This window comes from Blattabacterium sp. DPU (assembly GCF_011290385.1).
Taxonomy (GTDB): domain Bacteria; phylum Bacteroidota; class Bacteroidia; order Flavobacteriales; family Blattabacteriaceae; genus Blattabacterium.
The window spans coordinates 334,909-357,816 of sequence record NZ_CP049785.1; the positions used below are offsets into that span (position 1 = coordinate 334,909).

Below are 22,908 nucleotides of genomic sequence, written 5' to 3' on the forward strand. Positions count from 1 at the left end.
TTTATTATATTTTATTAAATTTTTTATTTAAGGTCATAATTTTTTCAACAATTTTTTTATCCATTTTATATTTTGATTCTTTAGTCCATCCTGCAATATGTGGTGTAAATATAATTTTATTAGAATGAATAAGATAAAGAAAACTTTTAGAAAATTTTTCATATTGAAAAATACTATTATAAGAAAAGTTTTCATATTCTAATACATCTAAACATGCCCCCCTTATTTTTCCATTTTTCAATGCTTTTACTAAATGACTTGTAATAATACATTTTCCACGAGAAGTATTTATCAAATAAATAGGTTTTAAAAATTTTTTTATAAAATTGTAATTTATCATTCCTTTTGTTTCCTTAGTATAAGGAACATGTAAGCTTACTATATCTGATTTTTCTAAAATTGTATTCACATTTACCTGTTTTGCATAAAAATCTCCAACATTAGGTAATATATCATAGCATAATATTTTAGCATTAAAACCCGATAATTTTTTTGCAAAAGCTTTTCCTGTATTTCCATATCCAATAATACTTATAGTTTTTCCCATAATTTCCATTCCTCTATTTTCCTCTCTATACCATTTCCTTTTTGTAATTATTTGTTGGTGTGAACGAATAATATAATTTATCATACATAAAAGCATACCTATAGCATGTTCTGCTACTGCATCTTTATTTCCTTCTGGAGAAGAAATCAAAGTTATTCCTTTTTTTATAGCATAATCTTTATCTATATTTTCAATACCTGATCCTATACGAGCAATAAACTTCAAATTTTTGGCTCTTTTAATAAATTTTTTATCGATTTTTAATCTACTTCTCAAAATGATTCCATCATATAAAGATATATCAATTTTGTCAGGAGAATCACTATAATTTTCATCACAAATAAATCCTTTTTTTTTTAGTTTGTATATAATAAAAGGATGATTTTTATCCAAAATTAATATTTTATTTATCATAATCTTTTTCTAAATCTAAATTTCCATTAAAATCTTTAATTTCTTGTAAATAATTTTTTTCATTTTCTTTCTTTTCTTCACTGAGGATATTTTCTTCTTTAGTACGAATTTCATTACATTGATCCCAATGAGATTGATAATTTTTAGCTTTATGAAATAATAATTTATCATGATAGATCAAATTAATATCTTTATACAAACTTTTCATATAGTAAGCCCATATAGGCAAAGCCATATTTGCTCCTTGTCCTTCTTTAATATTTTCAAAATGAGAAAATCTATCTTCCCATCCAACCCAAACTCCAGTAGTTAAATTAGGAATCATTCCTATAAACCATCCATCCGAATTTTCATTAGTTGTTCCTGTTTTTCCAGCTATATCTCCTGAAATATTATATGATTGTAATCTTTTTGCGGTTCCATATTGAACTACTCCTTGCATTAATTTCAACATAATATAACCAACATCTTCGCTAAAAACTCGTCTTCTACTAAGATCTACATGTTCTTTAATTAAGTTTCCATTTTCATCCTCTATCTTTACTAAAATAGAGGGTTTTATATAAATTCCATAATTAGTAAATGTGTTAAATGCTCCTGTCATTTCATACAAAGTCAAATCAGCAGAACCAAGTGCAATAGACGGATGTTCTGGAATTATAGATTCTATTCCCATTTTTTTTGCTAAATTAATTACTGGAGCTGGAGTTACTTGTGAAATTAAACGAGCTGAAATAGTATTAACGGAAAATGCCAAACCATCTTTTAAAGTTAAAAAACCTCCATATTTTCCATTGGAATTTCTAGGACTCCATTTTCCTAAATGAAATTTTTCATTTGAAATTTTCGTACAGGGATTATAATGTAATTCATTAATAGCCGTAGCATATAAAATAGGTTTAAAAATAGAACCAACTTGACGTTGTGTTTTTGCCACATGATCATATTGAAAATAATTGAAATCTATTCCTCCTACCCATGCTTTAATGAATCCAGTAGAGGACTCTATTGACAACATTCCCGCTTGTATAATACTCTTTTGATAACGAATAAAATTCCATGGTGACATGAATACTTTTTTAGATCCATTCCAAGTAAATAACTTAATTAATTGTGGTTTTTGAAACTTTTCCAAAATTTTTTCTTCTGTTAATCCTTTTTGCTTTAAATCTTGATAAAGTGAAGTTCTACGCATAGCAGATATCAAAATTCGTTTTGTTTTTTCTGGAGAAATATTAAAAAATGGAGCATTTTTATTCTTTTTTTGAATACGATTAAATAAAATTTGTAATTGGCTCAGATGTTTTTTTACAGCTTCTTCTGCATAATTTTGCATTTTTGCATCAATAGACGTGTATATTTTTAATCCACTAGAATAAAGATTGAGTTTTTGTCCCGTTTTTTCCTCATATTCATCTAAAGCCTCTTGAATTTCCTTTTTTAGAAATTCACCATAATAAGTGAGTAATTCAAAATCTTTTTTTTGTATTTTAAAATTTATTTTTATAGATTTTTTTAATTCTTTTTTATATCTATGTATATTTAATAAATTATATTTTTTCATTTGATATAAAACTAAATTCCTTTGTTTTTTTGCTCTATAAGGATAATTTTTGGGATTATATAAAGAAGGATTTTCTAGCATTCCAACTAATGTAGCACATTCTCCTAAATTAAGTTCAGATACTTTTTTATTAAAATAGGTATGAGCTGCTGTTTCTATTCCTTTTGCATTATATAAAAAATCAAATTTATTATAATACATTGTAATAATTTCTTCTTTTGTATAACGTTTTTCCAATTCAATAGCCATTACCCATTCTAACAATTTTTGATGAATTCTCTGTAGTTTATTTTTTGCAGATGGCCCTGTAAAAAGAAGTTTAGCTAATTGTTGTGATATGGTACTTCCTCCTCCTCTTTTTCCTAAAGAAAGAATTGCTCTGAGAAAAGATTTAGCATCAATTCCAGAATGATATTTAAAACGAATATCTTCTTTTGCAAGAAGTGCATTTACAAGATCTCTTGGAAGTTCTTGATACTCAACTAAAGTTCTATTTTCAGAAAAAAATCTTCCTAATAATATTCCATTAGAATCATACACTTCTGATCCTACTTTCATAGCAGGATTCTCTATATTTTTAGTATTAGGCAATATTCCTAAATAACCTTTAGAAGCTGCATAAAAAATACTAATGATAGTGCTTATTCCTATAATAAAGAAAAACCAAAAATAAAAAATCAGTTTACGAAAATAAGAATTTATTTTTGTACTTGTTTTATACACGAGAAAATTATTTTTTTAGCATTATATAGGTAAATCTTTAAATGTTAATTCTGTTTTTTGAATAGCATGAATAGTTGATAATTTTTCTAAAGAAAGTGCTATTTTATTTTTTTCTAAAATTTCTCTAATTTTTTTTACTTTTATTCTAAACCAAGTGTTAGGGTTTTTTACGTAAGAAAACCACATTTCCTGTTTAAAAACATCAATTTTCATACATTGAGCAATTCCTTTTTCTGTATGAATTTTACTATTAATATCTGGAAAATTTTTTATAGCATCTAAATAAGTATCTAATTCATAATTAAGACAACATTTTAGTTTGTTACATTGTCCAGTTAGTTTTTGAATATTAATGGATAATTGTTGATATCTTGCAGAATTTGTAGTCACACTTTTAAAATTTTTTAACCAAGTAGAACAACAAAGTTCACGTCCACAAGAACCAATTCCTCCAATTTTTGCCGCTTCTTGTCTATATCCTATTTGTCGCATTTCTATACGTGTATGAAAGTGTAAAGCAAATTCTTTAATTAATTTTCTGAAATCAATTCTATTTTCAGCTGTATAATAAAAAGTAACTTGTTTTCCATCTCCTTGATATTCTACATCACAAATTTTCATAGAAAGATTAAAATTTTTTGCAATTTTTTTGGCTTTTAAAAGAGTTGTAAATTCTTTTTTTCTAAAAAATTTCCAAGCATTTATTTCTTTATATGTTGACTTTCTATATATCTTTTTAAAAGTGTTTGAATGAATAATTTGGTTTCTTATTTGTAATTTGACCAATTCTCCAGTTAAATAAACTATGCCAATATCATATCCTATACCAGACTTAGATTCTACAGTTACAAAATCTCCTTTATTAAGGAATATTTTTTCTTGATTAAAAAAGAATTCTTTTCTATCATTTTTAAAATGTATTTCTACAATATCATATTTTTGCCATTCAAAAGGAGATTGAATATTGGATAACCAATCTAATGTATTAAATTTATAACATTGTTTTTTTTGAAAAACATTTTCTTTTTTCGAACATTTATTTAAACAATCAAAGCATGATTTGTTTTCCATTTATTTTATTTAGTTTAGAAAAAAAACAAATAATAAATTATATTTCTCATTTTTTAAAAATATAAATATAAAAAATGAATAAAAAAATAGCAGTTTTTCCTGGATCTTTTGATCCCATTACTTTAGGACATTATGATATTATTATCAGAGCTTTAAATTTATTTGATAAAATTATTATAGCTATAGGAAAAAATTTTAAAAAAAAAAATATGTTTTCTTTTAAAAAAAGAAAAAAGTGGATACAAAAAACTTTTTTAAAATTATCATTATCACAAAAAGTAGAAATTGATTCATTTCATGAATTAACTATTTCTTTTTGCATAAAAAAAAAAGCTGGATTCTTATTAAGAGGACTCCGAAATCAATTAGATTTTGAATTTGAAAAAAATATATTTTTAACTAATCAGGAATTGTATAAGAAAGATATTATTGAAACTGTTTTTCTTTTTTCTTCCCATGATAGATCTCATATTAATTCTTCTCTTGTAAGAGAGATTATAAAAAATGGAGGAGATTATACTATATTTGTTCCTTCTACTGTTAGAATATAAAATTATATATTATTAATCCAATCAAGAATAATTTGTTTTTTTTCTATATTAACATTTATAAGTTTTACTTTTATTTTGTCTCCTAAATGATAGATTTTTTTCTTTTTTTTTCCAATTATACTATAATTATTTAGATTTAAAATATAAGAATCTTCTTTAATATCACGGAGTTTTACCATTCCTTCAGTTTGAAATATTAATAAATCAATATAAACACTCCAATCGGTAAATCCTGTAATGACTCCATCAAATTCTTTTCCTATAAATTTTCTTATATATTTAACTTGTGTATATTTTATAAATTCTCTTTCTATATCTGTAGCTAAACGTTCTTTATCATTACAATATTGAGATTGTTTTTCGTAAAATTCTGTTGTTTTAAGTTTGTATTTTTCATTTTTATTATTATTAGTCAAATAATAATATAATAAACGATGAGCTATTATATCTGAGTATCTTCTTATAGGAGAAGTAAAATGACTATAATAAATGAAAGATAACCCATAATGTCCTATATTTTTTGTGGAATATTTAGCTTTACTCATTGCACGAAGAATTAAATTCTCAATCATATTTTGTTCTGGTTTTCCTTTAATTTTTTTTATTAAGTTATTAATAGAAGTTTTTAAATTTTTTAAATCTAAAGAATAACCTAAAGGTTCTATAATTTTTTTGAGAAAAAAAATTTTTTGAAGGTCAGGTTTATCATGTATTCTATAAATATATAATTTATTAGAAGGACTTCCATTAAAATTTAAACTAACAAATTCTGAAACCTTTCGATTAGTCAATAACATAAACTCTTCAATTAAACGATGAGCATCATTATTTTTTTTTAGATATAAAGAAGTTGGATTATTTTTATCATCTAAATGAAATTTTACTTCCATTTTTTCTAGATAAATAGATCCATTTTTTAATCGACCTTGAATTAAAATTTTGGAAAATAAAAATAAAGCATAAATATCTTCATAATAGTCTCCTTTTTTTTGGTCAATAATGTATTGAACTTCATCGTATGTAAATTTTCTATTAGATCGTATTATAGTTTTTCCAAACCAATTTTTAAGAATTTTTCCCTTTTTATCTATATTAAAAACATAAGAAAAACTTAATTTGTCTTTTTCCGGTTGTAGAGAACAAAGATTATTAGACAATATTTCTGGAAGCATAGGAATAACCTCTCCTACTAGATAAACAGATGTAGCACGTGAATATGCTTCTTGATCTAATAGACTTCCTTCTCTTATATAATGAGAGACATCAGATATATGTATTCCTATTTCCCAAGTATTATAGTTTAATTTTCTAATAGAAAGAGCATCATCAAAATCTTTTGCATCTAAAGGATCTATGGTAAAAGTATTAATATGTCGCATATCTTTTCTAAAACTTAAATCTAAAATTGATTTAGAAAAAATTTCATGAGCTTCATTTTTTACTTTTTTAGAAAATTGATAGGATATTCCATATTCTTCTAATAATGAACAAATTTCTGTTTTGTATTCTCCAGAAATTCCAAATGTTTTTACAATTTTTCCTAAAGGATTTTTTAATTTTTTAGGCCATGAGATGATTTCTACCAATACTTTATTATTATTATAACATTTTTTCAATTTTTTTATTGGAATTAAAATATCTACATGTAGATTATTATTATATACTATTCCATATTTATCATTATATTGAACATTAAATTTCAATATTCCGATAAATTGTTTAGTTTTTCTTTTAATAATTTTTAAAACTTCTCCTTCTATTTTTCTACGATTTTTATAAGAAAATCTAATTTTTACTAAATCACCTTCTAAAGCTCTATTTGTCTTATTTTTTGGAATAAAAATATCTTTATCATATTCATTTATATGAACAAATGCGTATCCATGATGAGTTATATTAATAAATCCTGTGGATAAATTATTATGATGTTTTTTTTTTATTTTTTTTTCTTTTTTCATAACAAAAACATATATATATCTATCTATAAATAAATAAAAATCTACAAAACATTAATATTTTAGACAAAAGGAATTACCTTATATTTTATTATTAAACTTAGAATTTTATTTATTATATTTGCAATGTTCCGTTTTTTTACTATATATAAAAAATAAAAATAACTCTTAAGATGACAGATAAACGTATATTATATGTTTCTTCGGATTTGTTCCCTTTTTCTTCAGAGAATCCTATTTCTTTATCTGTATTGAAAGCCACTAAATTTATGCAATCAATAGGAAATGATGTACGTATATTTATGCCTCGTTTTGGAATCATTAATGAAAGAAGACATCAATTACATGAAGTAATTCGTTTATCAGGCATGAATTTAGCAATTAATGAGATTGATCAACCTTTATTAATAAAAGTAGCATCTATTCCTGATGCTAGATTACAAGTTTATTTTATAGATAATGAAGAATATTTCAAAAGAAAAGCAGTAGATGAAGATGAAAATGGAATTTTTTTTAGAGATAATGATGAAAGGGCTTTATTTTTTACAAAAGGAGTTTTAGAAACTGTAAAAAAATTAAATTGGAAACCTGATATAATTCATATATATGGATGGATGAGTTCTTTTATTCCTTTGTACATTAAAAATATTTATGTAAATGATCCAATATATCAAAATGTAAAAATTATTGTATCTATTTATAATAAACCTTTTCAAGGATTATTAAATAATAATATTATTCAAAAGATAAAATTAGATGGTATAAAATCTGTAAAATTACAGTTGTTAAAAAATCCTAATTATTTTAATTTGATAAAATTATGTATGTATTTCTCAGATGCTATTATAAAAGGAGATCTTTTTTTTCCAGAAGAAATAGAAGATTATATAAAAATAAATAAATTGTTAGTATTAAAATATTATCCTGTAGAAAAAATAGAAACCGTTTATCAACAATTTTATAAAAAAACAGTTTTAGAGCATATAAATTAAGTAAAATAGATAAAAACTTCTAATTTTATTTAGAATGTGTGGTATAATTGGCTACTTGGGGCATAGAGAAGCTTATCCTATTCTTATTAGTGGATTGAAAAAATTGGAATATAGAGGATATGATAGTTCGGGTATTGCTGTTTTTTATGATAATGGATATAATTTGTATAAAACTAAAGGAAGAGTTTCTGAATTAGAAAAAAAAATTTCTTCTTTTAAAATACAAGGAAAAACAGGAATAGGTCATACAAGATGGGCAACCCATGGGATACCAGATGATATTAATGCTCATCCTCATGTTTCTAATTCTAATGAATTGATTATGATTCATAATGGAATCATAGAGAATTACTATGCTATTAAAATTATTTTATTAAAAAATGGATTTACTTTTAAAAGTAAAACAGACACAGAAGTTCTTGTTAATTTAATTGAATTTCTTAAAAAAGAAAATAAATTATCTTTAGAAGAAGCAGTAAGAATTTCTTTAAATGAAATAGTAGGAGCTTATTCTATTGCTATAGTAGAAAAATCAAATCCTGAAACAATTATTATTGCAAAATTGGGAAGTCCTTTATCTTTAGGAATTCAAGAAAAAGAATTTTTTATTGCATCTGATCCTATTTCTTTTATAGATTATACTAAAAATGTTCTTTATTTAAAAGATGGAGAAATGGCTATCCTTAAAAAGAATCAGGAATTAGATCTTAGAAAGATTAGAAATAATCACAGATTAAATCCGATTATTAAAAAACTTCAAATTAATTTAAAAGAAATAGAAAAAGGAAAATATAAATATTTCATGTTAAAAGAAATATATGAACAACCTAAAACTATTTTAGATACTTTGCGAGGAAGATTATTAATACCTGAAAAAATTATTTGTATTAATGGAATTGAATCAAATAAAGATGTTTTTATTAATGCTAAATGTATAACTATAATAGCATGTGGTACCTCTTGGCATGCTAGTTTAATTGGAGAATATTTATTAGAGGAACTTGCTCGTATTCCAGTAGAAGTAGAATATGCTTCTGAATTTAGATATAGAAATCCTATTGTAAGAAAGAAAGATGTTATTATTGTAATTTCACAATCAGGAGAAACAGCAGATACTTTATCTGCTTTGAAATTAGCAAAAAAAAAAGGAGCTTTTGTTTTTGGAATTTGTAATGTAGCAGGATCTTCCATCGCACGAAATGTAGATGCAGGAGCTTATACACATGCAGGACCTGAAATCGGTGTTGCTTCTACAAAAGCTTTCACTGCACAAATTACGGTTCTTATTTTATTAGCTTTAATTATAGGAAAATATAGATCTACAATCAATGATTGTAGATACCAATTTTTATGTAAAGAATTAGGATCAATTCCAGAAAAAGTCAATTATGCACTTGAAATGGATAATTCTATAAAAAAAATATCTAAAATTTATTATGATGTAAATAATTTTCTTTATTTGGGTAGAGGAATTAATTTTCCAGTTGCTTTAGAAGGAGCTTTAAAATTGAAAGAAATATCCTATATTCATGCAGAAGGTTATCCTGCAGCAGAAATGAAACATGGTCCTATAGCTTTAATTGATGAAAATATGCCAGTAGTTATTATTGCTACAAAAAAAGGATGTTATGATAAAATTATTGGAAATATTCAAGAAATTAAAGCTAGGAAAGGAAAAATTATAGCTATAATCAATGAAGGGGATATTCAAGTTAATATGTTAGCAGATCACGTAATAAAAATACCAAATACTTCTGAAATACTTAGTCCATTAGTAACTGTCATTCCTCTTCAATTATTAGCTTATCAAATAGCTTATATACGTGGAGAAAATGTGGATCAACCCAGAAACTTAGCAAAATCAGTAACAGTAGAATAATTTATTCATTATTTCAATATTTAATTGTGTTTAATTTTTTAATATATTTTTCTAGAGCCATAGCCATGGAAGGAAATTCAGGTGTTGGAACTTTTATATCAATTTTTAATCCTGCTTTATAAGCTGCATCTAAAGTATTTTTTCCAAAAGTGGCAATTTTAATATTTTTTTGGTTAAAATTTGGAAAATTATCAAATAAAGATTTGATTTCTGCCGGATTAAAAAAAACTAGAATATCATAGGGGATATGTTTTAAATCAGATAAGTCACTAGAGGTTGTTTTATATAAAATGACTCTTTTCCAAAAAATATTTTTTTTGTTCAACATATCAGGAATTTCTGGTTTTAAAATATCTGAAGAGGGTAAAAGAAATTTTTCTTTATGAAGTTTTTCAATATAAGGAAGTATATCTTTAAATGATTTATTTCCAATATGAATTTTTCTTTTTCTGAATAAAATATATTTCTGTAAATAATAAGCTATTGTTTCTGTTTGACAAATATATTTCATAGAAATAGGAACTTTAAAACGCATTGATTCTGCTAATCTGAAATAATGATCTACAGATTTTTTGCTAATAAAAAGAACAACAGTAAAATCAGAAAAGTTAATTTTTTGTTTTCTAACATCACTGGATGAAGCTTCTATTATTTCTATAAAAGATCGAAAATCAATATTTATATTTTTATTTTGACTAAGTTTTATATACGGAGTATTATAAGTATTATTAAGAGATTGTGAAATCAGAATATTATTTATCTTCATTCTTTTTTATACAATAGAATTAATTTTTTAGGTTTTAAGACCGCAAATGTATACAGAAAATTAATATAAAAAAAGTCTTAAAAAGGCACAGAGCGGAATCGAACCGCTATAAAAGGTTTTGCAGACCTCTGCCTTTCCATTCGGCCACAGTGCCATTAACAATAATCATCTAAAATAACACATACTCTATCTACATTTCCTTGTAATGGAGGATTTTCTTTACAAATTTTTATTTTTGCATGTTTTACTAGAGATTTTTTGAATTTTTTTTTAATTCTTTGAATTATTCTTTGTGCTAAATGTTCAATTAATTTGGAATTAATATTCATTTCTTCTTTTACAAGACTATACAAATCTACATAATTAATAGTTTTGGATAAATCATCATTGATAAATACATTATGAAAATCTACTTCAATTTCTAAATAAATCGTATAATAAGATCCTACATATTTTTCTTCCGGCATACATCCATGAAATCCAAATAATTTAATATTTTCTAGCACAATTTTTCCCATGAAAAAAATATTATTTTATCATAGCTTTTCTATAATTTTCTTCCACTTTTATCCAATTTACAATATTCCAAAAAGAAGAAATATAATCTAAACGACGGTTTTGGTATTGTAAATAATAAGCATGTTCCCAAACATCTAATCCTAAAATTGGAATTCCTTCACAACCTTTTCCATACATAAGAGGATTATCTTGATTTGCAGTGGTACAAATTGTTAATTTATTTTTTTTTACGCACAACCAAATCCATCCGGAACCAAAATGATTAGCTGCTATTTTAGAAAATTTTTCTTTAAAAGAATCAAAAGAATTAAAGTTTTTTTGTATACTTTCAATAAAATCTGTATTTGGGTGAGTGTATTTAATATGAGGAATTAATATTTCCCAAAAAAGATTGTGATTGTAAAAACCTCCACTATTATTACGTATTATTTCAGATTCAATATGAGCTCTTTTTAAAATTTTTTCTATAGAAAGATTCACCATATTCGTATCCAAAATAGCTTTATTTAAATTATTAGTATAAGTAGCATGATGTTTATTATAATGAATATTCATAGTTTTTTTATCTATATAAGGTTCAAAATCATTATATGAATATGATAATTTTGGAAGTTTAAATGACATAATTTTTTTTTAATATTAGGTAAACAAATATAATTAAAAACCTTGGTATTTATTTATTGTATGATTGCATTTATTCCAGGAAGTGTTTTATTTTTTAAGCTTTCCAACATGGCACCACCTCCGGTAGATAAATAACTTATTTTTTTTTCGCAATTTTCCATTTTTAGTGATGCAATAGAATCACCTCCTCCTACTAAAGAAAATGCTCCTTTTTCAGTTATATTTGCTATAGATTTAGCTATAGATCTAGTTCCTAAAGAAAAATTTGAAAATTCAAAAACTCCTACAGGTCCATTCCATAAAATTGTTTTAGATTTTTCTATGATTTTGCAAAAGTTTTTTATGGAAGAAGGACCTATATCTAATCCCATCCATCCATTTGGAATAGAATCAATGGATACAATTTTAGTATTAGCTTCATTTTTGAATGAGTCAGCGATTACAACATCTTTTGGAAGATGTATTATATTCATTTTATTTTGATATTTTTGGAAAATTTTTTTTAAAATCATTTCTATATTTCGATTTTTTTCAATTAAAGAACTTCCTACATTACCTCCTTTTATTTTAATAAAAGGATAAGACATTCCTCCTCCTATCAAAATATGATCCGAAAAATTGATAATATTTTCAATAATCTCTATTTTAGAAGAAATTTTTGCTCCTCCTAATAAAACAGTAATAGGTCTTTTTCCTTTTCCATGTAAAAATTGATTTAAATATTGAATCTCTTTTTTCATAAGAAAACCAATACATTTTTTTTCCCCAAAAAATTTTGGAAGAATAGTAATAGAAGTATGAAAACGATGTACGGCTCCAAATGCATCATTTACATAAATATCTCCTAATTTTGATAATTCGTAAGCAAAATTCATATTTTCTTCTTCTTCTTCTTTGTAAAAACGTAAATTTTCTAATAATAAAATTTCACCATTTTTTAATTCAGAAACTTTGTTTAAAACATTTTGTCCTATACAATTTTCACAAAAATTTACAGTAGTTTTTAATTGTTCAGATAAATAACGAATTAAAAATTTTAAAGAATAAATTTTAGAAGGAATTCCCTTTGGTCTTCCTAAATGAGAAATGAGAACAATTTTTCCTTTTTCATAAATAATTTTTTTAATGGTAGGAATACTATATCGAATACGTGTATCATCCATTATTTCGTAATATTTATTTATAGGAACATTAAAATCAACTCTAATTAAAGCTGTTTGATCTTTAAAATTGAAATCATTAATAGTTTTTATTTCTTCTATCATAATATAGTAGAATATTTAAAGTTTAGTAATATTAAAAATATAATGATATTTGTTATATAAATTTTTAATGTATATTTATTATTATTTCTTTTTTTTTAAAATGAAATGATAATAGCAATAGGATCTGATCATACAGGAATACATTATAAATACACAATCAATAATTTTTTAATTCAAAAAGGATATAAAATCAAAGATTTTGGATATTCTGAACATGGTAAATCAGTTGATTATCCAGATTTTATTCATCCTACAGCAAAATTTGTTAATGAAGGAAAAGCTGATTTTGGAATTATTATATGTGGAAGTGGAAATGGTGCAGCTATGACTGCTAATAAATATAAAAAAATTCGTGCAGCTTTGGTTTGGGATAAAGAAATAGCTATATTAGCTAGAAAACACAATAATGCTAATATTATTAGTTTACCGGCACGTTTTGTAAATCAAAATAAAATTATAGAAATTGTAACAATATTTTTGAAAACAAACTTTGAAGGAGGAAGACATGAAATAAGAGTGAAAAAAATACATAAAATCCTCAGTAGCTCAGTTGGTTAGAGCACCTGACTGTTAATCAGGGTGTCGTTGGTTCGAATCCAGCCTGAGGAGTTACGCGGGGTGTAGCTCAGATTGGTTAGAGTACACGTCTGGGGGGCGTGTGGTCACTGGTTCAAATCCAGTCACCCCGATTTTATTTATTCATAAATAAAGTCTGAAACTATTTGAATTGCTTTTTTTTTTGTTTGATGTAAATCAATATTTAATAAAATAAAATCAAATAATTTAGCATAGTTTTTTTCTTCTTTAGCTTTATTTAAACGAATATTTAAATTTGCATAATCTGAATTTTTTTGGTTTCTTGTCATTAATCTTTTTTTTAAAATTTTTATAGAATTCACCATTATAAATATGGATAAGGAATTATTAGGATATTGCTTTTTTAAATTTAATCCTCCTTTTACATCTATATCAAATAGAATATGTTTATTTGATTTCCAAATTCTATAAATTTCGTTTTTCAATGTTCCATAAAATAATTTAGGATAAACCTCTTCCCATTCTACAAATTGATATTTTTTTATTTTAGAAATAAAAGAATTTGTAGATAAAAAATAATAATCTTTTCCATGTACCTCATTTTTTCTAATAGATCGTGTAGTACATGAAATTGAAAATTTCAATTCCGGAAATTTTGAAAGTAAATAATGTGAAATTGTAGTTTTTCCAGATCCAGAAGGACCTGACAAAATAATCATTTTTCCTTTTTTCATTATTTTATCTAACTTTGTTTTTTGATATCATGGAAAATTAAGTTTTTATAAAAATTTATATGAAATGAAATTAGGAATAGTAGGAGCAACAGGAATGGTAGGTCGTGTAATGATTGATCTTTTAGAAAAAAAAAATTTTCCATTAGGAAAATTATATCTTTCAGCTTCCAATGAATCTATTGGAAAAAAATTTTTTTTTAAAAAAAAAATACATGAAGTTATTAGTATACATAATTTATTATTAAATAAGCCTGATATTGTTTTATTTTCAGCAGGATCTGATATATCAAAAAAATGGGCTCCAAAATTTTCAGATATAGGATCTATAATTATAGATAATTCTTCTGCATGGAGAATGGATTCTAGTAAAAAATTAATTGTTCCTGAAATCAATGCTTGTTGTTTATGTAAACAAGATAAAATTATTGCAAATCCCAATTGTTCTACAATACAATTGGTTATGGTTTTATTTCCCTTACATACAAAATATGAAATTAATAGAGTAATTGTATCAACTTATCAATCAATAACAGGAACCGGAAAAAAAGCTTTAGATCAGTTATACAAAGAACAAAATGGAAATTTTTCATTTAAAATATACCCACATCCTATTTATCAAAATGTTTTACCTCATTGTGATCATTTTACAGATAATGGATATACAATGGAAGAAATGAAATTAATAAATGAAACAAAAAAAATAATGAATGATTATAATATAGCTATAACAGCTACTGCTGTACGTGTTCCTGTAATAGGAGGTCATTCAGAAAGTGTGAATATTACATTTAAAAAAAAACCTGATATAAATCATATACATAATATTTTATCTAAAACAAAAGGAATAATAGTTCAAGATCATCCAGAAAGAAATCTTTATCCAATGCCATTATATGCTCATAAAAAAAATGAAGTTTTTGTGGGTAGAATACGAGAAGATTTCTCATTTCAGAATTCTATAAATATTTGGATAGTAGCAGACAATCTTCGTAAAGGTGCAGCTGCTAATGCCATTCAGATTGCGGAATATTTAATAGAAAAAAAATATGTATAATCACTTTTTAAAATTTGTTTCTATAACAATTGTATATTCTCCTAATATTTTTTTTACATTTTTATAATGCATGATCATATTTTCTACATTTCCTCTTAAAATATTTTGAAAATATTTGGATATTTCTTTACAAAGAACAATATTGATTTTTGATCCGAAAAAAATTTTTATATCGTTTAATGTTTGCAACAATCTGTGAGGAGATTCATATAATATAATGGTTCTATTTTCTTTAGACAAATTTTCTAACTTTATTTTTCTTTTTTTTTTAGGTAAAAAACCAATAAAAATAAATTCATTAGTAGATGCTCCTGAACAAACTAATGCAGGAACAAAAGCTGTAGGTCCAGGTAAACATTCTATGGTAATGGAAGCTTTAATACAAGATTTTATAAGTAAAAAACCTGGATCAGATATACTTGGAGTTCCTGCATTAGATATTAATGCTAATTTTTTTCCTTTTTTAATTTTTTTTATGATAGAAGGAATTATTTTATGTTCGTTGTAAATATGATATTTGTTTATATTATTTTTTATGTTGTAAAAATTCAATAATTTTTTGGAAACTTTATAATTTTCTACTAAAATCAAATCTACTTCTTTTAATATTCGTAAACTTCTAAAAGTAAAATCTTCTAAATTTCCTATAGGAGTAGGCACTATATATAACATATAAAGAAATTATGGAAAAAAATATATAATAAGTTTTTATTGTAAAAATAAAAAACCATAACTTTTGTTATAGAGTTTTTAAAAAACAAGAAATTACAATAAAATTAGAAATTTCATCGTAAAACCTGAATAATTATTTTATAATTGAGTGTGATGCATTAAAAATTAATTAATGCCGATGAAATTAATAATAATGATAGGAAAACAATATATATTTAAAAGTAGTTTAGCGTCTGTATATATTATATTTAAATATGATTTAAATGGTTTTTTAAGAGAAATTATTTTTCCTGAAAAACTCTCTTTATCTCATTATATGTGGATAGGAAAATATTTACCTTATAATGAATCTATTATAAATAAAATGAAAAGTGCTCGAGCAGCTTTTTCGATAGAGGAAATTCCTGCAGATTTATCTTTTAATCGTTTTTGGACTGATTATAAATATAAAATAGGAAAAAAAAGAATGGCTGAAAATATATGGAATGGAATGTCCTTGTCTGATAAAATTAAGGCATTATCTTATATTCCTAAATATTTAGATCATATTAAACGGACAGGACATGATCAAGCTTATCCAACAACTTATTTGAATCAAAGATATTTTGATAGTTAAAAATTAAAATATTAATTAATTATTTTGATTTTTAATTATGATATTAATAGCTTGTTCTAAATTTAGTGAATTATTGAAGAATATTTTTTCATCAATTGGAATTGATTTATTGTTATATTTAATATATATATTGTATTTATTTATTTTTAATAAAATTTCTTTTTTTTCAAATATTCCTATTAATTTAGGTAATTCTATAATTTTTAAAGCTTCTAAAAGAGAAATTGTTTCTATATTTTGTTTATCTAATAAAGGAAAAAATTTGGGTCTATTTTTTTTTCCAAATTCTCCCATTTGAATAACAGGACCATATTTAGCTATTTTAGCAAAAATTTTTTTATCAGATTTTGGATCTTTTCCAAGAAAACGTTCTTTATGAATTTTTTCTACATTTTTTTGAACATATTGTAATTTTTTGTAAAAATTATTGTAGAAATCTTTAATAATTTCAATCCAAGATTGTTTTCCTTTAGCTATATTATCAAAATTATTTTCTAAATTTGCAGTAAAATTGTAATCTATTATTTCATGAAAATTCTTTTTTAAAAAATTAGTAATTATAATTCCCATTTTTGTAGGATAAAATTTATTTTTTTCTATATCAATTTTTTGATTACTTTTTTTAGTAATTAAGTTTCCTTTTAGAATAAAAATTTCATGTGTTTCTATTTTTTTTGAAATTTTATATAAATCAATATAATTTCTTTTTTGTATAGTAGAAATTACGGAAACATAAGTAGAAGGTCTTCCTATTCCTAATTTTTCCAATTTTTTAACTAAACTAGCTTCATTATATCTATATAAATGATTTTTAAAAGTTTGTTTAGCTATAATTTCTTTTTTTTCCAAAAAAGAACCTATTTTTATTGACGAAACATTAATATTTGATTTTTCTTTTTCTTTTTTATTTAATATTTTCGTAAATCCATCAAATAAAACAGTTTTATTTGTATGAATGAAACAATATTTCAATTGAGAAGGTTGAATATAAACATCTTTTTTTTCAAAAATTGCATCTTTCATTTGTCCCATAATTGTTCGTTCCCATATAAGTTTATAAAGACGTTTTTGAAACGTATCTAAAGAATCTAAATAAGTTTGATTAGAATTAATAATAGTCGGATGAATTGCTTCATGAGCTTCTTGAGAAAATTTATTCTTTTTTTTTGAAAAATTTTTTATAGATAAATATTTTTTTCCGTATGAAAAAAGTATAAAATTTTTTATATCCGATAATATACTTTCTGATAAATTTGTACTATCTGTGCGAATGTATGTGATAAATCCTTTTTCGTATAATTTTTGAGCTAAAAACATTGTTTTAGATATAGAATATTGTAATTTATTACAAGCTTCTTGTTGCAGAGAAGAAGTAGTAAATGGAAGTGGAGGTTTTTTTTTTTCTTTTTTTAAAAGAATTTTTTTTACTGTAAAAGTACTATTTATACATGATGTTAAAATATTTTTTATTTTTTTTTTATCTTCTATTTTTTTTTCTAATTTAGCATTAAAGATTATTTTTTGTTTGGGATTAGTGAATGTTCCATTTATTTGATAAACTGCAGTAGGAGTGGTATTTTGAATTTTATTTTCTTGTTCTACTATTAGTCTTACAGCAACAGATTGAACTCTTCCTGCAGAAAGACCTGTATTAATTTTTTTCCATAAAATAGGAGATAATTGAAACCCTACCAAGCGATCTATAATTCGTCTTGCTTGTTGGGCATAAACTAAATTGTAATCAATAAGTCTTGGATTTTTTATAGCATTTAAGATAGCTTTTTTTGTTATTTCATGAAAAACAATTCTTTTATATTTTAGTATATTAAACGTTTTATAAATTTGATAAGCGATAGCTTCTCCTTCTCTATCTTCATCAGAAGCTAACCAAATAATTTCATGATTTTTTATTAATATTTTCAGGTTTTGAATAATTTTTTTTTTTCTAGATATTATGACATAATTAGGCTCAAAATTTTTTTGTATTTGAATTCCTATTTCTTTTTCTGGTAAATCTATAATATGTCCATAACTAGATACTACGTAATAATCTTTTCCAAGAAATGTTTGTATTGTATGTGCTTTAGTAGGTGATTCTACAATTACTAAATTTTTTTTCATTTAATTTGAAACTTATTGATTTCTTTCGATAATAAAGTTTACCATTATTTTTAACGTTTCTTTAATTGTTCCTTCTGGATAGAATTCTAAAATTCTTAATGCATTGTTTCGAAATTTAATCATTTTTTTAGTAGCATATTCTAATCCTCCATATTTTTTTACATAAAAAATTATTTTATGTCTTTTTTTTTCATCATAATTTTTTATACAATTTAATATGCATTTTTGATCTTTTTTAGAAGCTTTTTGAATAGTATGAATAAGTGGAAGTGTTATTTTTTTTTCTTTTAAATCTATTCCTACAGGTTTTCCCGTTAAATTTTCATTTTTTTCTTCATAATCAAATAAATCATCTTTTATTTGAAATGCTGTACCCGTAAAAATTCCAAATTTTCTCATTTTTAATGCTGTTTCTTCATCAGTATTAACTGAACGTGCTCCCGCTTCACAAGAAGCGGCAATTAAACTTGCTGTTTTATGATAAATAATTTGATTATAAATTTTTTCAGTAATGTTTAATTTTTTAGATTTTTCCATTTGTAATAATTCTCCTTCACTCATATCTTTTATGGTTTCACATATTATTTTGAGTAAATCATAATAATTATTATTTGTTGCAATTAAAAGACTTTTGGAAAGTAAATAATCTCCAATTAAAACAGCTATTTTATTTTTCCATATAGCATTAATAGAAAATGAACCACGACGAAGAGAACTGTTATCTATAACATCATCATGTACAAGTGTAGCTGTATGTATTAATTCAACTAAACAAGCCGTATGATATGTTTTTTTTTGTATATTTCCTAACATTTTAGCAATTAAAAAAACAAATATAGGGCGAATTAATTTTCCTTTTCTATGAATGATATAATGAGTAATCTTGTCTATAAAAGAAATGTTACTTTTTATAATATTAGCAAATTGTTTTTCAAATTCCATAATTTCTTTTTTTATGGAAGTTTTTATTTTTTCTAAAATAATTTTCATAATATTATAATATTAACATAGCATCTCCATAAGAATAAAATCTATATTCTTCTTTTATTGCTATTTGATATGCTTTCATAATTAGATCAAAACCGGCAAATGCTGCTGTCATCATAAGTAATGTAGATTTTGGCATATGAAAGTTTGTAATCATAGAATTAGCTATGTTAAAATTATAAGGAGGAAAAATAAATTTATTAGTCCATCCACAAAATGGATTTAAATTTTTGTTAGAAGAAACAGAACTTTCAATAGCTCTCATAGAAGAAGTTCCAACTGCACAAATTCTTTTTTTTTTTCTAATAGAATAATTTATTATTTTACATGCATTTTCATTTATAGAACATTTTTCAGAATCCATTTTATGTTTTGATATGTCTTCTACTTCTACTGGTAAAAAACTTCCTAATCCTAAGTGTAAAGTTATTTCTACCAAATTAATTCCCTTTATTTCTAGTTTTTTTAATAAATGTTTTGAGAAATGTAGTCCCGCTGTAGGTGCAGCTACAGATCCTTCTTTTTTAGCATATATAGTTTGATAACGTTCTTTATCGTTTTTTTCAGGTTTTCTATTAATATATTTTGGTAAAGGAGTTTTTCCTAATTCTTTTATTTTTTTTATAAGCTCTTTATGTGTTCCGTTAAAATTAAGTTGTAAAATTCTTCCTCTAGAAGTAGTATTGTCTATAACTTCTCCTGTTAATCCAAATCCAAAATTTAATTTATTTCCTACTCTTACTTTTCTTGCAGGATCAACTAATACATCCCATGTTCTATCTTTTAAATCTAATTCTCTAAGTAAAAAAACTTCTATTTTTGCATCTGTTTTTTCTTTATTTCCAAATAGTCTTGCAGGAAATACTTTGGTATTATTAAAAATTATGGTATCTCCTTCATTAAAATATTCATATAAATTTTTAAAATATCTATGTTCTATTTTTTGGTTTTTTCTGTGAATAACCATTAATTTTGATTCATCTCTTTCTTGTGTAGGAAATTTAGCGAGAAGATTTAAAGGAGATGTAAAATAAAAATCTGAAGTTCTCATATTCATAAATTATGAAATTTAAATATTTCATTATTTATTAAAATTAGATTATTTTTTTTCTAATGAAAAAATATATATATATTTAACAAACATTTTTTTGAAAAAAAAATGTATACTTGTATACTCAAATTTATTGTTCTTTTTTTTTGCATATAAAAGTTTCTAGGCCTAATACTTTAGAAATTTTAATAAGGTTTTACGTATTTGATATTAATTTTTTTTACAACGGAGAGTTTGATCCTGGCTCAGGATGAACGCTAGCGGCGGGCCTAACACATGCAAGTCGAGGGGCAACATGAAATCTATGCAAGTAGATTTTGATGGCGACCGGCGTACGGGTGCGTAACACGTACGTAACCTACCTTTTGCTAGAAAATAGCCTGAGGAAACTTGGATTAATGTTCTATAGTATGATAAAATCGCATGATTTTATTGTTAAAGTAGAAATACGGCAAAAGATGGACGTGCGTCCGATTAGTTAGTTGGTAAGGTAAAGGCTTACCAAGGCAATGATCGGTAGGGGGCCTGAGAGGGTGATCCCCCACACTGGTACTGAGATACGGACCAGACTCCTACGGGAGGCAGCAGTGAGGAATATTGGTCAATGGAGGAAACTCTGAACCAGCCACGCCGCGTGCAGGAAGAATGCCTTACGGGTTGTAAACTGCTTTTGTTTAGGAATAAAAATTTTTACGTGATAAAAATTGTGAATGTACTATACGAATAAGTGTCGGCAAACTCCGTGCCAGCAGCCGCGGTAATACGGGGGACACAAGCGTTATCCGGATTTATTGGGTTTAAAGGGTGCGTAGGCGGTTTGTTAAGTCAGTAGTGAAATATTGCAGCTTAACTGTTAAAATGGCTATTGATACTGATAAACTTGAGTGAGATTGGAGTAGCTGGAATGTGTGGTGTAGCGGTGAAATGCATAGATATCACACAGAACACCAATCGCGAAAGCAGGTTACTAAGTCTATACTGACGCTGAGGCACGAAAGCGTGGGGAGCAAACAGGATTAGATACCCTGGTAGTCCACGCCGTAAACGATGATCACTAGTTGTTGGATTTTTTTCAGTGACTAAGCGAAAGTAATAAGTGATCCACCTGGGGAGTACGGTCGCAAGGCTGAAACTCAAAGGAATTGACGGGGGCCCGCACAAGCGGTGGAGCATGTGGTTTAATTCGATGATACGCGAGGAACCTTACCAAGGTTTAAATGTACTACGAATAAGTTAGAAATAGTTTAGTCTTCGGACGGAGTACAAGATGCTGCATGGTTGTCGTCAGCTCGTGCCGTGAGGTGTTGGGTTAAGTCCCTTAACGAGCGCAACCCTCATTGTTAGTTGCCAGCGAGTTATGTCGGGGACTCTAGCAAGACTGCCGACGTAAGTCGAGAGGAAGGTGGGGATGACGTCAAATCATCACGGCTCTTATACCTTGGGCCACACACGTGCTACAATGGTCGGTACAAAGGGTCGCTACTGGGCAATCAGAAGCTAATCTCTAAAAGCCGATCTCAGTTCGGATTGGAGTCTGCAACTCGACTCTATGAAGTTGGAATCGCTAGTAATCGCATATCAGCCATGATGCGGTGAATACGTTCCCGGGCCTTGTACACACCGCCCGTCAAGCCATGGAAGTCGGGGGTACCTGAAATCGGTGACCATAAAAGGAGCTGCTTAAGGTAAAATCGATAACTGGGGCTAAGTCGTAACAAGGTAGCCGTACCGGAAGGTGCGGCTGGAACATCTCTTTTTTAGAGTTTTTAACTTATTAAAATTTAAATAGGAATTAGGCTGGAAACTTTTTAAACATAAGGAGATTGATTCTTAATCAAATCAGTCTCGTAGCTCAGATGGTTAGAGCGCTACACTGATAATGTAGAGGCCCGCGGTTCAATTCCGCGCGAGACTATTGGGGAATTAGCTCAGCTGGCTAGAGCGCTTGCTTTGCACGCAGGAGGTCATCGGTTCGACTCCGATATTCTCCATTTTTTTAAAAAAGTTCTTTGACATACATAATATACAATAACGAAAAAATAAAAAAGCTAATTAAGGGCGTATGGTGGATGCCTTGGCTCTGAGAGGCGAAGAAGGACGTGATAAGCTGCGATAAGCTGCGGGGATTGGCACATACAAATTAATCCGCAGATTTCCGAATGGGGAAACCTATCATATTAATTATGATATTACTTTTTAAGTAAAGCGAACCTAGAGAACTGAAACATCTAAGTATCTAGAGGAAGAGAAAACAATAGTGATTCTG

Annotated in this window: 19 protein-coding genes, 5 tRNA genes and 2 rRNA genes (1 of these 26 only partly in view); 12 read left to right on the forward strand and 14 right to left on the reverse strand. The window is 25.7% G+C overall.

The window, feature by feature from the left end; translation table 11 throughout:
- Positions 1–4 precede the first annotated feature (4 nt).
- From G9C01_RS01685 to G9C01_RS01695, 3 genes are read right to left on the reverse strand one after another with little or no spacing between them, the layout of a single operon-like run.
- Positions 5–961 (reverse strand): NAD(P)-dependent oxidoreductase, encoded by a 957-nt coding sequence (locus tag G9C01_RS01685; RefSeq protein ID WP_166265626.1) that lies wholly within the window; start codon positions 959–961, stop codon positions 5–7.
- Positions 951–3,248, reverse strand: a complete 2,298-nt coding sequence (locus G9C01_RS01690) for a transglycosylase domain-containing protein (RefSeq protein ID WP_166265629.1) — start codon at positions 3,246–3,248, stop codon at positions 951–953. The genes G9C01_RS01685 and G9C01_RS01690 overlap by 11 nt, the downstream gene beginning before the upstream one ends.
- A gap of 21 nt (positions 3,249–3,269) precedes the next feature.
- Positions 3,270–4,319: a PSP1 domain-containing protein gene (locus tag G9C01_RS01695; RefSeq protein WP_166265632.1), complete on the reverse strand. Its 1,050-nt coding sequence runs from the start codon at positions 4,317–4,319 to the stop codon at positions 3,270–3,272.
- A gap of 74 nt (positions 4,320–4,393) precedes the next feature.
- Between G9C01_RS01695 and coaD the strand changes: the two genes are divergently transcribed.
- Positions 4,394–4,870, forward strand: a complete 477-nt coding sequence (gene coaD / locus G9C01_RS01700; RefSeq protein WP_166265635.1) for a pantetheine-phosphate adenylyltransferase — start codon at positions 4,394–4,396, stop codon at positions 4,868–4,870.
- A gap of 2 nt (positions 4,871–4,872) precedes the next feature.
- Here coaD and rnr read toward each other — a convergent pair whose 3' ends face one another.
- Complete coding sequence (gene rnr, locus G9C01_RS01705; protein ID WP_166265638.1) at positions 4,873–6,828, reverse strand: ribonuclease R; 1,956 nt, start codon at positions 6,826–6,828, stop codon at positions 4,873–4,875.
- Positions 6,829–6,998: 170 nt separating this feature from the next.
- Between rnr and G9C01_RS01710 the strand changes: the two genes are divergently transcribed.
- Together G9C01_RS01710 and glmS are read left to right on the forward strand one after the other, a co-directional pair.
- Positions 6,999–7,817, forward strand: a complete 819-nt coding sequence (locus G9C01_RS01710; RefSeq protein WP_166265641.1) for a glycogen/starch synthase — start codon at positions 6,999–7,001, stop codon at positions 7,815–7,817.
- 34 nt (positions 7,818–7,851) lie between these two features.
- Complete coding sequence (glmS, locus tag G9C01_RS01715; protein WP_166265644.1) at positions 7,852–9,696, forward strand: glutamine--fructose-6-phosphate transaminase (isomerizing); 1,845 nt, start codon at positions 7,852–7,854, stop codon at positions 9,694–9,696.
- Positions 9,697–9,709: 13 nt separating this feature from the next.
- Here glmS and G9C01_RS01720 read toward each other — a convergent pair whose 3' ends face one another.
- From G9C01_RS01720 to G9C01_RS01740, 5 genes are all read right to left on the reverse strand, one after another.
- On the reverse strand, positions 9,710–10,462 hold the full coding sequence (locus G9C01_RS01720) for a uroporphyrinogen-III synthase (protein WP_166265647.1): 753 nt from the start codon (positions 10,460–10,462) through the stop codon (positions 9,710–9,712).
- 83 nt (positions 10,463–10,545) lie between these two features.
- Positions 10,546–10,616, reverse strand: a tRNA-Cys gene (locus G9C01_RS01725).
- Position 10,617: 1 nt separating this feature from the next.
- Complete coding sequence (gene folB, locus G9C01_RS01730) at positions 10,618–10,980, reverse strand: dihydroneopterin aldolase (RefSeq protein WP_166265650.1); 363 nt, start codon at positions 10,978–10,980, stop codon at positions 10,618–10,620.
- Between the two features lie 10 nt (positions 10,981–10,990).
- Positions 10,991–11,605: a superoxide dismutase gene (locus G9C01_RS01735; RefSeq protein WP_166265653.1), complete on the reverse strand. Its 615-nt coding sequence runs from the start codon at positions 11,603–11,605 to the stop codon at positions 10,991–10,993.
- Positions 11,606–11,658: 53 nt separating this feature from the next.
- Positions 11,659–12,870, reverse strand: a complete 1,212-nt coding sequence (locus tag G9C01_RS01740; RefSeq protein ID WP_166265656.1) for a phosphoglycerate kinase — start codon at positions 12,868–12,870, stop codon at positions 11,659–11,661.
- 105 nt (positions 12,871–12,975) lie between these two features.
- Between G9C01_RS01740 and G9C01_RS01745 the strand changes: the two genes are divergently transcribed.
- The 3 genes from G9C01_RS01745 (at position 12,976) to G9C01_RS01755 (ending at position 13,559) form a co-directional block, all read left to right on the forward strand.
- On the forward strand, positions 12,976–13,428 hold the full coding sequence (locus G9C01_RS01745) for an RpiB/LacA/LacB family sugar-phosphate isomerase (RefSeq protein ID WP_166265659.1): 453 nt from the start codon (positions 12,976–12,978) through the stop codon (positions 13,426–13,428).
- Positions 13,406–13,479, forward strand: a tRNA-Asn gene (locus G9C01_RS01750). The genes G9C01_RS01745 and G9C01_RS01750 overlap by 23 nt, the downstream gene beginning before the upstream one ends.
- 5 nt (positions 13,480–13,484) lie before the next feature.
- Positions 13,485–13,559 (forward strand) — tRNA-Pro (locus tag G9C01_RS01755).
- Positions 13,560–13,565: 6 nt separating this feature from the next.
- Here G9C01_RS01755 and gmk read toward each other — a convergent pair.
- A complete protein-coding gene (gene gmk / locus G9C01_RS01760; protein WP_166265662.1) occupies positions 13,566–14,141 on the reverse strand; it encodes a guanylate kinase in 576 nt (191 codons plus the stop codon).
- Positions 14,142–14,205: 64 nt separating this feature from the next.
- On the opposite strand from gmk, the gene G9C01_RS01765 reads away from it, so the two are divergent.
- The gene (locus tag G9C01_RS01765; protein WP_166265665.1) at positions 14,206–15,195 is read left to right on the forward strand and encodes an aspartate-semialdehyde dehydrogenase; all 990 of its coding nucleotides are present in this window, start codon (positions 14,206–14,208) and stop codon (positions 15,193–15,195) included.
- Here the strand turns inward: G9C01_RS01765 and rsmI are convergent, their stop codons facing one another.
- The gene (gene rsmI, locus G9C01_RS01770; RefSeq protein WP_166265668.1) at positions 15,196–15,867 is read right to left on the reverse strand and encodes a 16S rRNA (cytidine(1402)-2'-O)-methyltransferase; all 672 of its coding nucleotides are present in this window, start codon (positions 15,865–15,867) and stop codon (positions 15,196–15,198) included. It lies immediately after the preceding gene.
- 178 nt (positions 15,868–16,045) lie between these two features.
- Between rsmI and G9C01_RS01775 the strand changes: the two genes are divergently transcribed.
- Positions 16,046–16,483 carry a hypothetical protein gene (locus G9C01_RS01775; RefSeq protein WP_242673923.1) on the forward strand — a complete coding sequence of 146 codons (438 nt, stop codon included), beginning with the start codon at positions 16,046–16,048 and terminating at the stop codon, positions 16,481–16,483.
- A 15-nt stretch (positions 16,484–16,498) separates the two neighbouring features.
- On the opposite strand, the gene topA is transcribed toward G9C01_RS01775, so the two are convergent.
- From topA to queA, 3 genes are read right to left on the reverse strand one after another with little or no spacing between them, the layout of a single operon-like run.
- Entirely contained in the window at positions 16,499–18,604 is a 2,106-nt protein-coding gene (gene topA / locus G9C01_RS01780; RefSeq protein ID WP_166265671.1) for a type I DNA topoisomerase, read from the reverse strand.
- 12 nt (positions 18,605–18,616) lie between these two features.
- Complete coding sequence (locus tag G9C01_RS01785; RefSeq protein WP_166265673.1) at positions 18,617–19,594, reverse strand: polyprenyl synthetase family protein; 978 nt, start codon at positions 19,592–19,594, stop codon at positions 18,617–18,619.
- A gap of 4 nt (positions 19,595–19,598) precedes the next feature.
- A complete protein-coding gene (gene queA / locus G9C01_RS01790) occupies positions 19,599–20,642 on the reverse strand; it encodes a tRNA preQ1(34) S-adenosylmethionine ribosyltransferase-isomerase QueA (RefSeq protein WP_166265676.1) in 1,044 nt (347 codons plus the stop codon).
- Positions 20,643–20,864: 222 nt separating this feature from the next.
- On the opposite strand from queA, the gene G9C01_RS01795 reads away from it, so the two are divergent.
- From G9C01_RS01795 to G9C01_RS01810, 4 genes are all read left to right on the forward strand, one after another.
- A 16S ribosomal RNA gene (locus tag G9C01_RS01795) occupies positions 20,865–22,399 on the forward strand.
- 84 nt (positions 22,400–22,483) lie between these two features.
- A tRNA-Ile gene (locus G9C01_RS01800) sits at positions 22,484–22,557 on the forward strand.
- 2 nt (positions 22,558–22,559) lie between these two features.
- Positions 22,560–22,633 (forward strand) — tRNA-Ala (locus G9C01_RS01805).
- Positions 22,634–22,684: 51 nt separating this feature from the next.
- Positions 22,685–22,908: ribosomal RNA gene (locus G9C01_RS01810) — 23S ribosomal RNA — on the forward strand (it continues 2,662 nt past the right edge of the window).
- Together the 16S and 23S rRNA genes with 2 tRNA genes alongside form the textbook arrangement of a ribosomal RNA operon.

Coding starts and splice junctions, on each gene's coding strand:
- G9C01_RS01685 (WP_166265626.1), bottom strand. CDS start 961: ATGATAAATAAAATATTAATTTTGGATAAAAATCATCCTTTTATTATA.
- G9C01_RS01695 (WP_166265632.1), bottom strand. CDS start 4,319: ATGGAAAACAAATCATGCTTTGATTGTTTAAATAAATGTTCGAAAAAA.
- coaD (WP_166265635.1), top strand. CDS start 4,394: ATGAATAAAAAAATAGCAGTTTTTCCTGGATCTTTTGATCCCATTACT.
- rnr (WP_166265638.1), bottom strand. CDS start 6,828: ATGAAAAAAGAAAAAAAAATAAAAAAAAAACATCATAATAATTTATCC.
- G9C01_RS01710 (WP_166265641.1), top strand. CDS start 6,999: ATGACAGATAAACGTATATTATATGTTTCTTCGGATTTGTTCCCTTTT.
- glmS (WP_166265644.1), top strand. CDS start 7,852: ATGTGTGGTATAATTGGCTACTTGGGGCATAGAGAAGCTTATCCTATT.
- G9C01_RS01720 (WP_166265647.1), bottom strand. CDS start 10,462: ATGAAGATAAATAATATTCTGATTTCACAATCTCTTAATAATACTTAT.
- folB (WP_166265650.1), bottom strand. CDS start 10,980: ATGGGAAAAATTGTGCTAGAAAATATTAAATTATTTGGATTTCATGGA.
- G9C01_RS01735 (WP_166265653.1), bottom strand. CDS start 11,605: ATGTCATTTAAACTTCCAAAATTATCATATTCATATAATGATTTTGAA.
- G9C01_RS01740 (WP_166265656.1), bottom strand. CDS start 12,870: ATGATAGAAGAAATAAAAACTATTAATGATTTCAATTTTAAAGATCAA.
- G9C01_RS01745 (WP_166265659.1), top strand. CDS start 12,976: ATGATAATAGCAATAGGATCTGATCATACAGGAATACATTATAAATAC.
- gmk (WP_166265662.1), bottom strand. CDS start 14,141: ATGAAAAAAGGAAAAATGATTATTTTGTCAGGTCCTTCTGGATCTGGA.
- G9C01_RS01765 (WP_166265665.1), top strand. CDS start 14,206: ATGAAATTAGGAATAGTAGGAGCAACAGGAATGGTAGGTCGTGTAATG.
- rsmI (WP_166265668.1), bottom strand. CDS start 15,867: ATGTTATATATAGTGCCTACTCCTATAGGAAATTTAGAAGATTTTACT.
- G9C01_RS01775 (WP_242673923.1), top strand. CDS start 16,046: ATGAAATTAATAATAATGATAGGAAAACAATATATATTTAAAAGTAGT.
- topA (WP_166265671.1), bottom strand. CDS start 18,604: ATGAAAAAAAATTTAGTAATTGTAGAATCACCTACTAAAGCACATACA.
- G9C01_RS01785 (WP_166265673.1), bottom strand. CDS start 19,594: ATGAAAATTATTTTAGAAAAAATAAAAACTTCCATAAAAAAAGAAATT.
- queA (WP_166265676.1), bottom strand. CDS start 20,642: ATGAGAACTTCAGATTTTTATTTTACATCTCCTTTAAATCTTCTCGCT.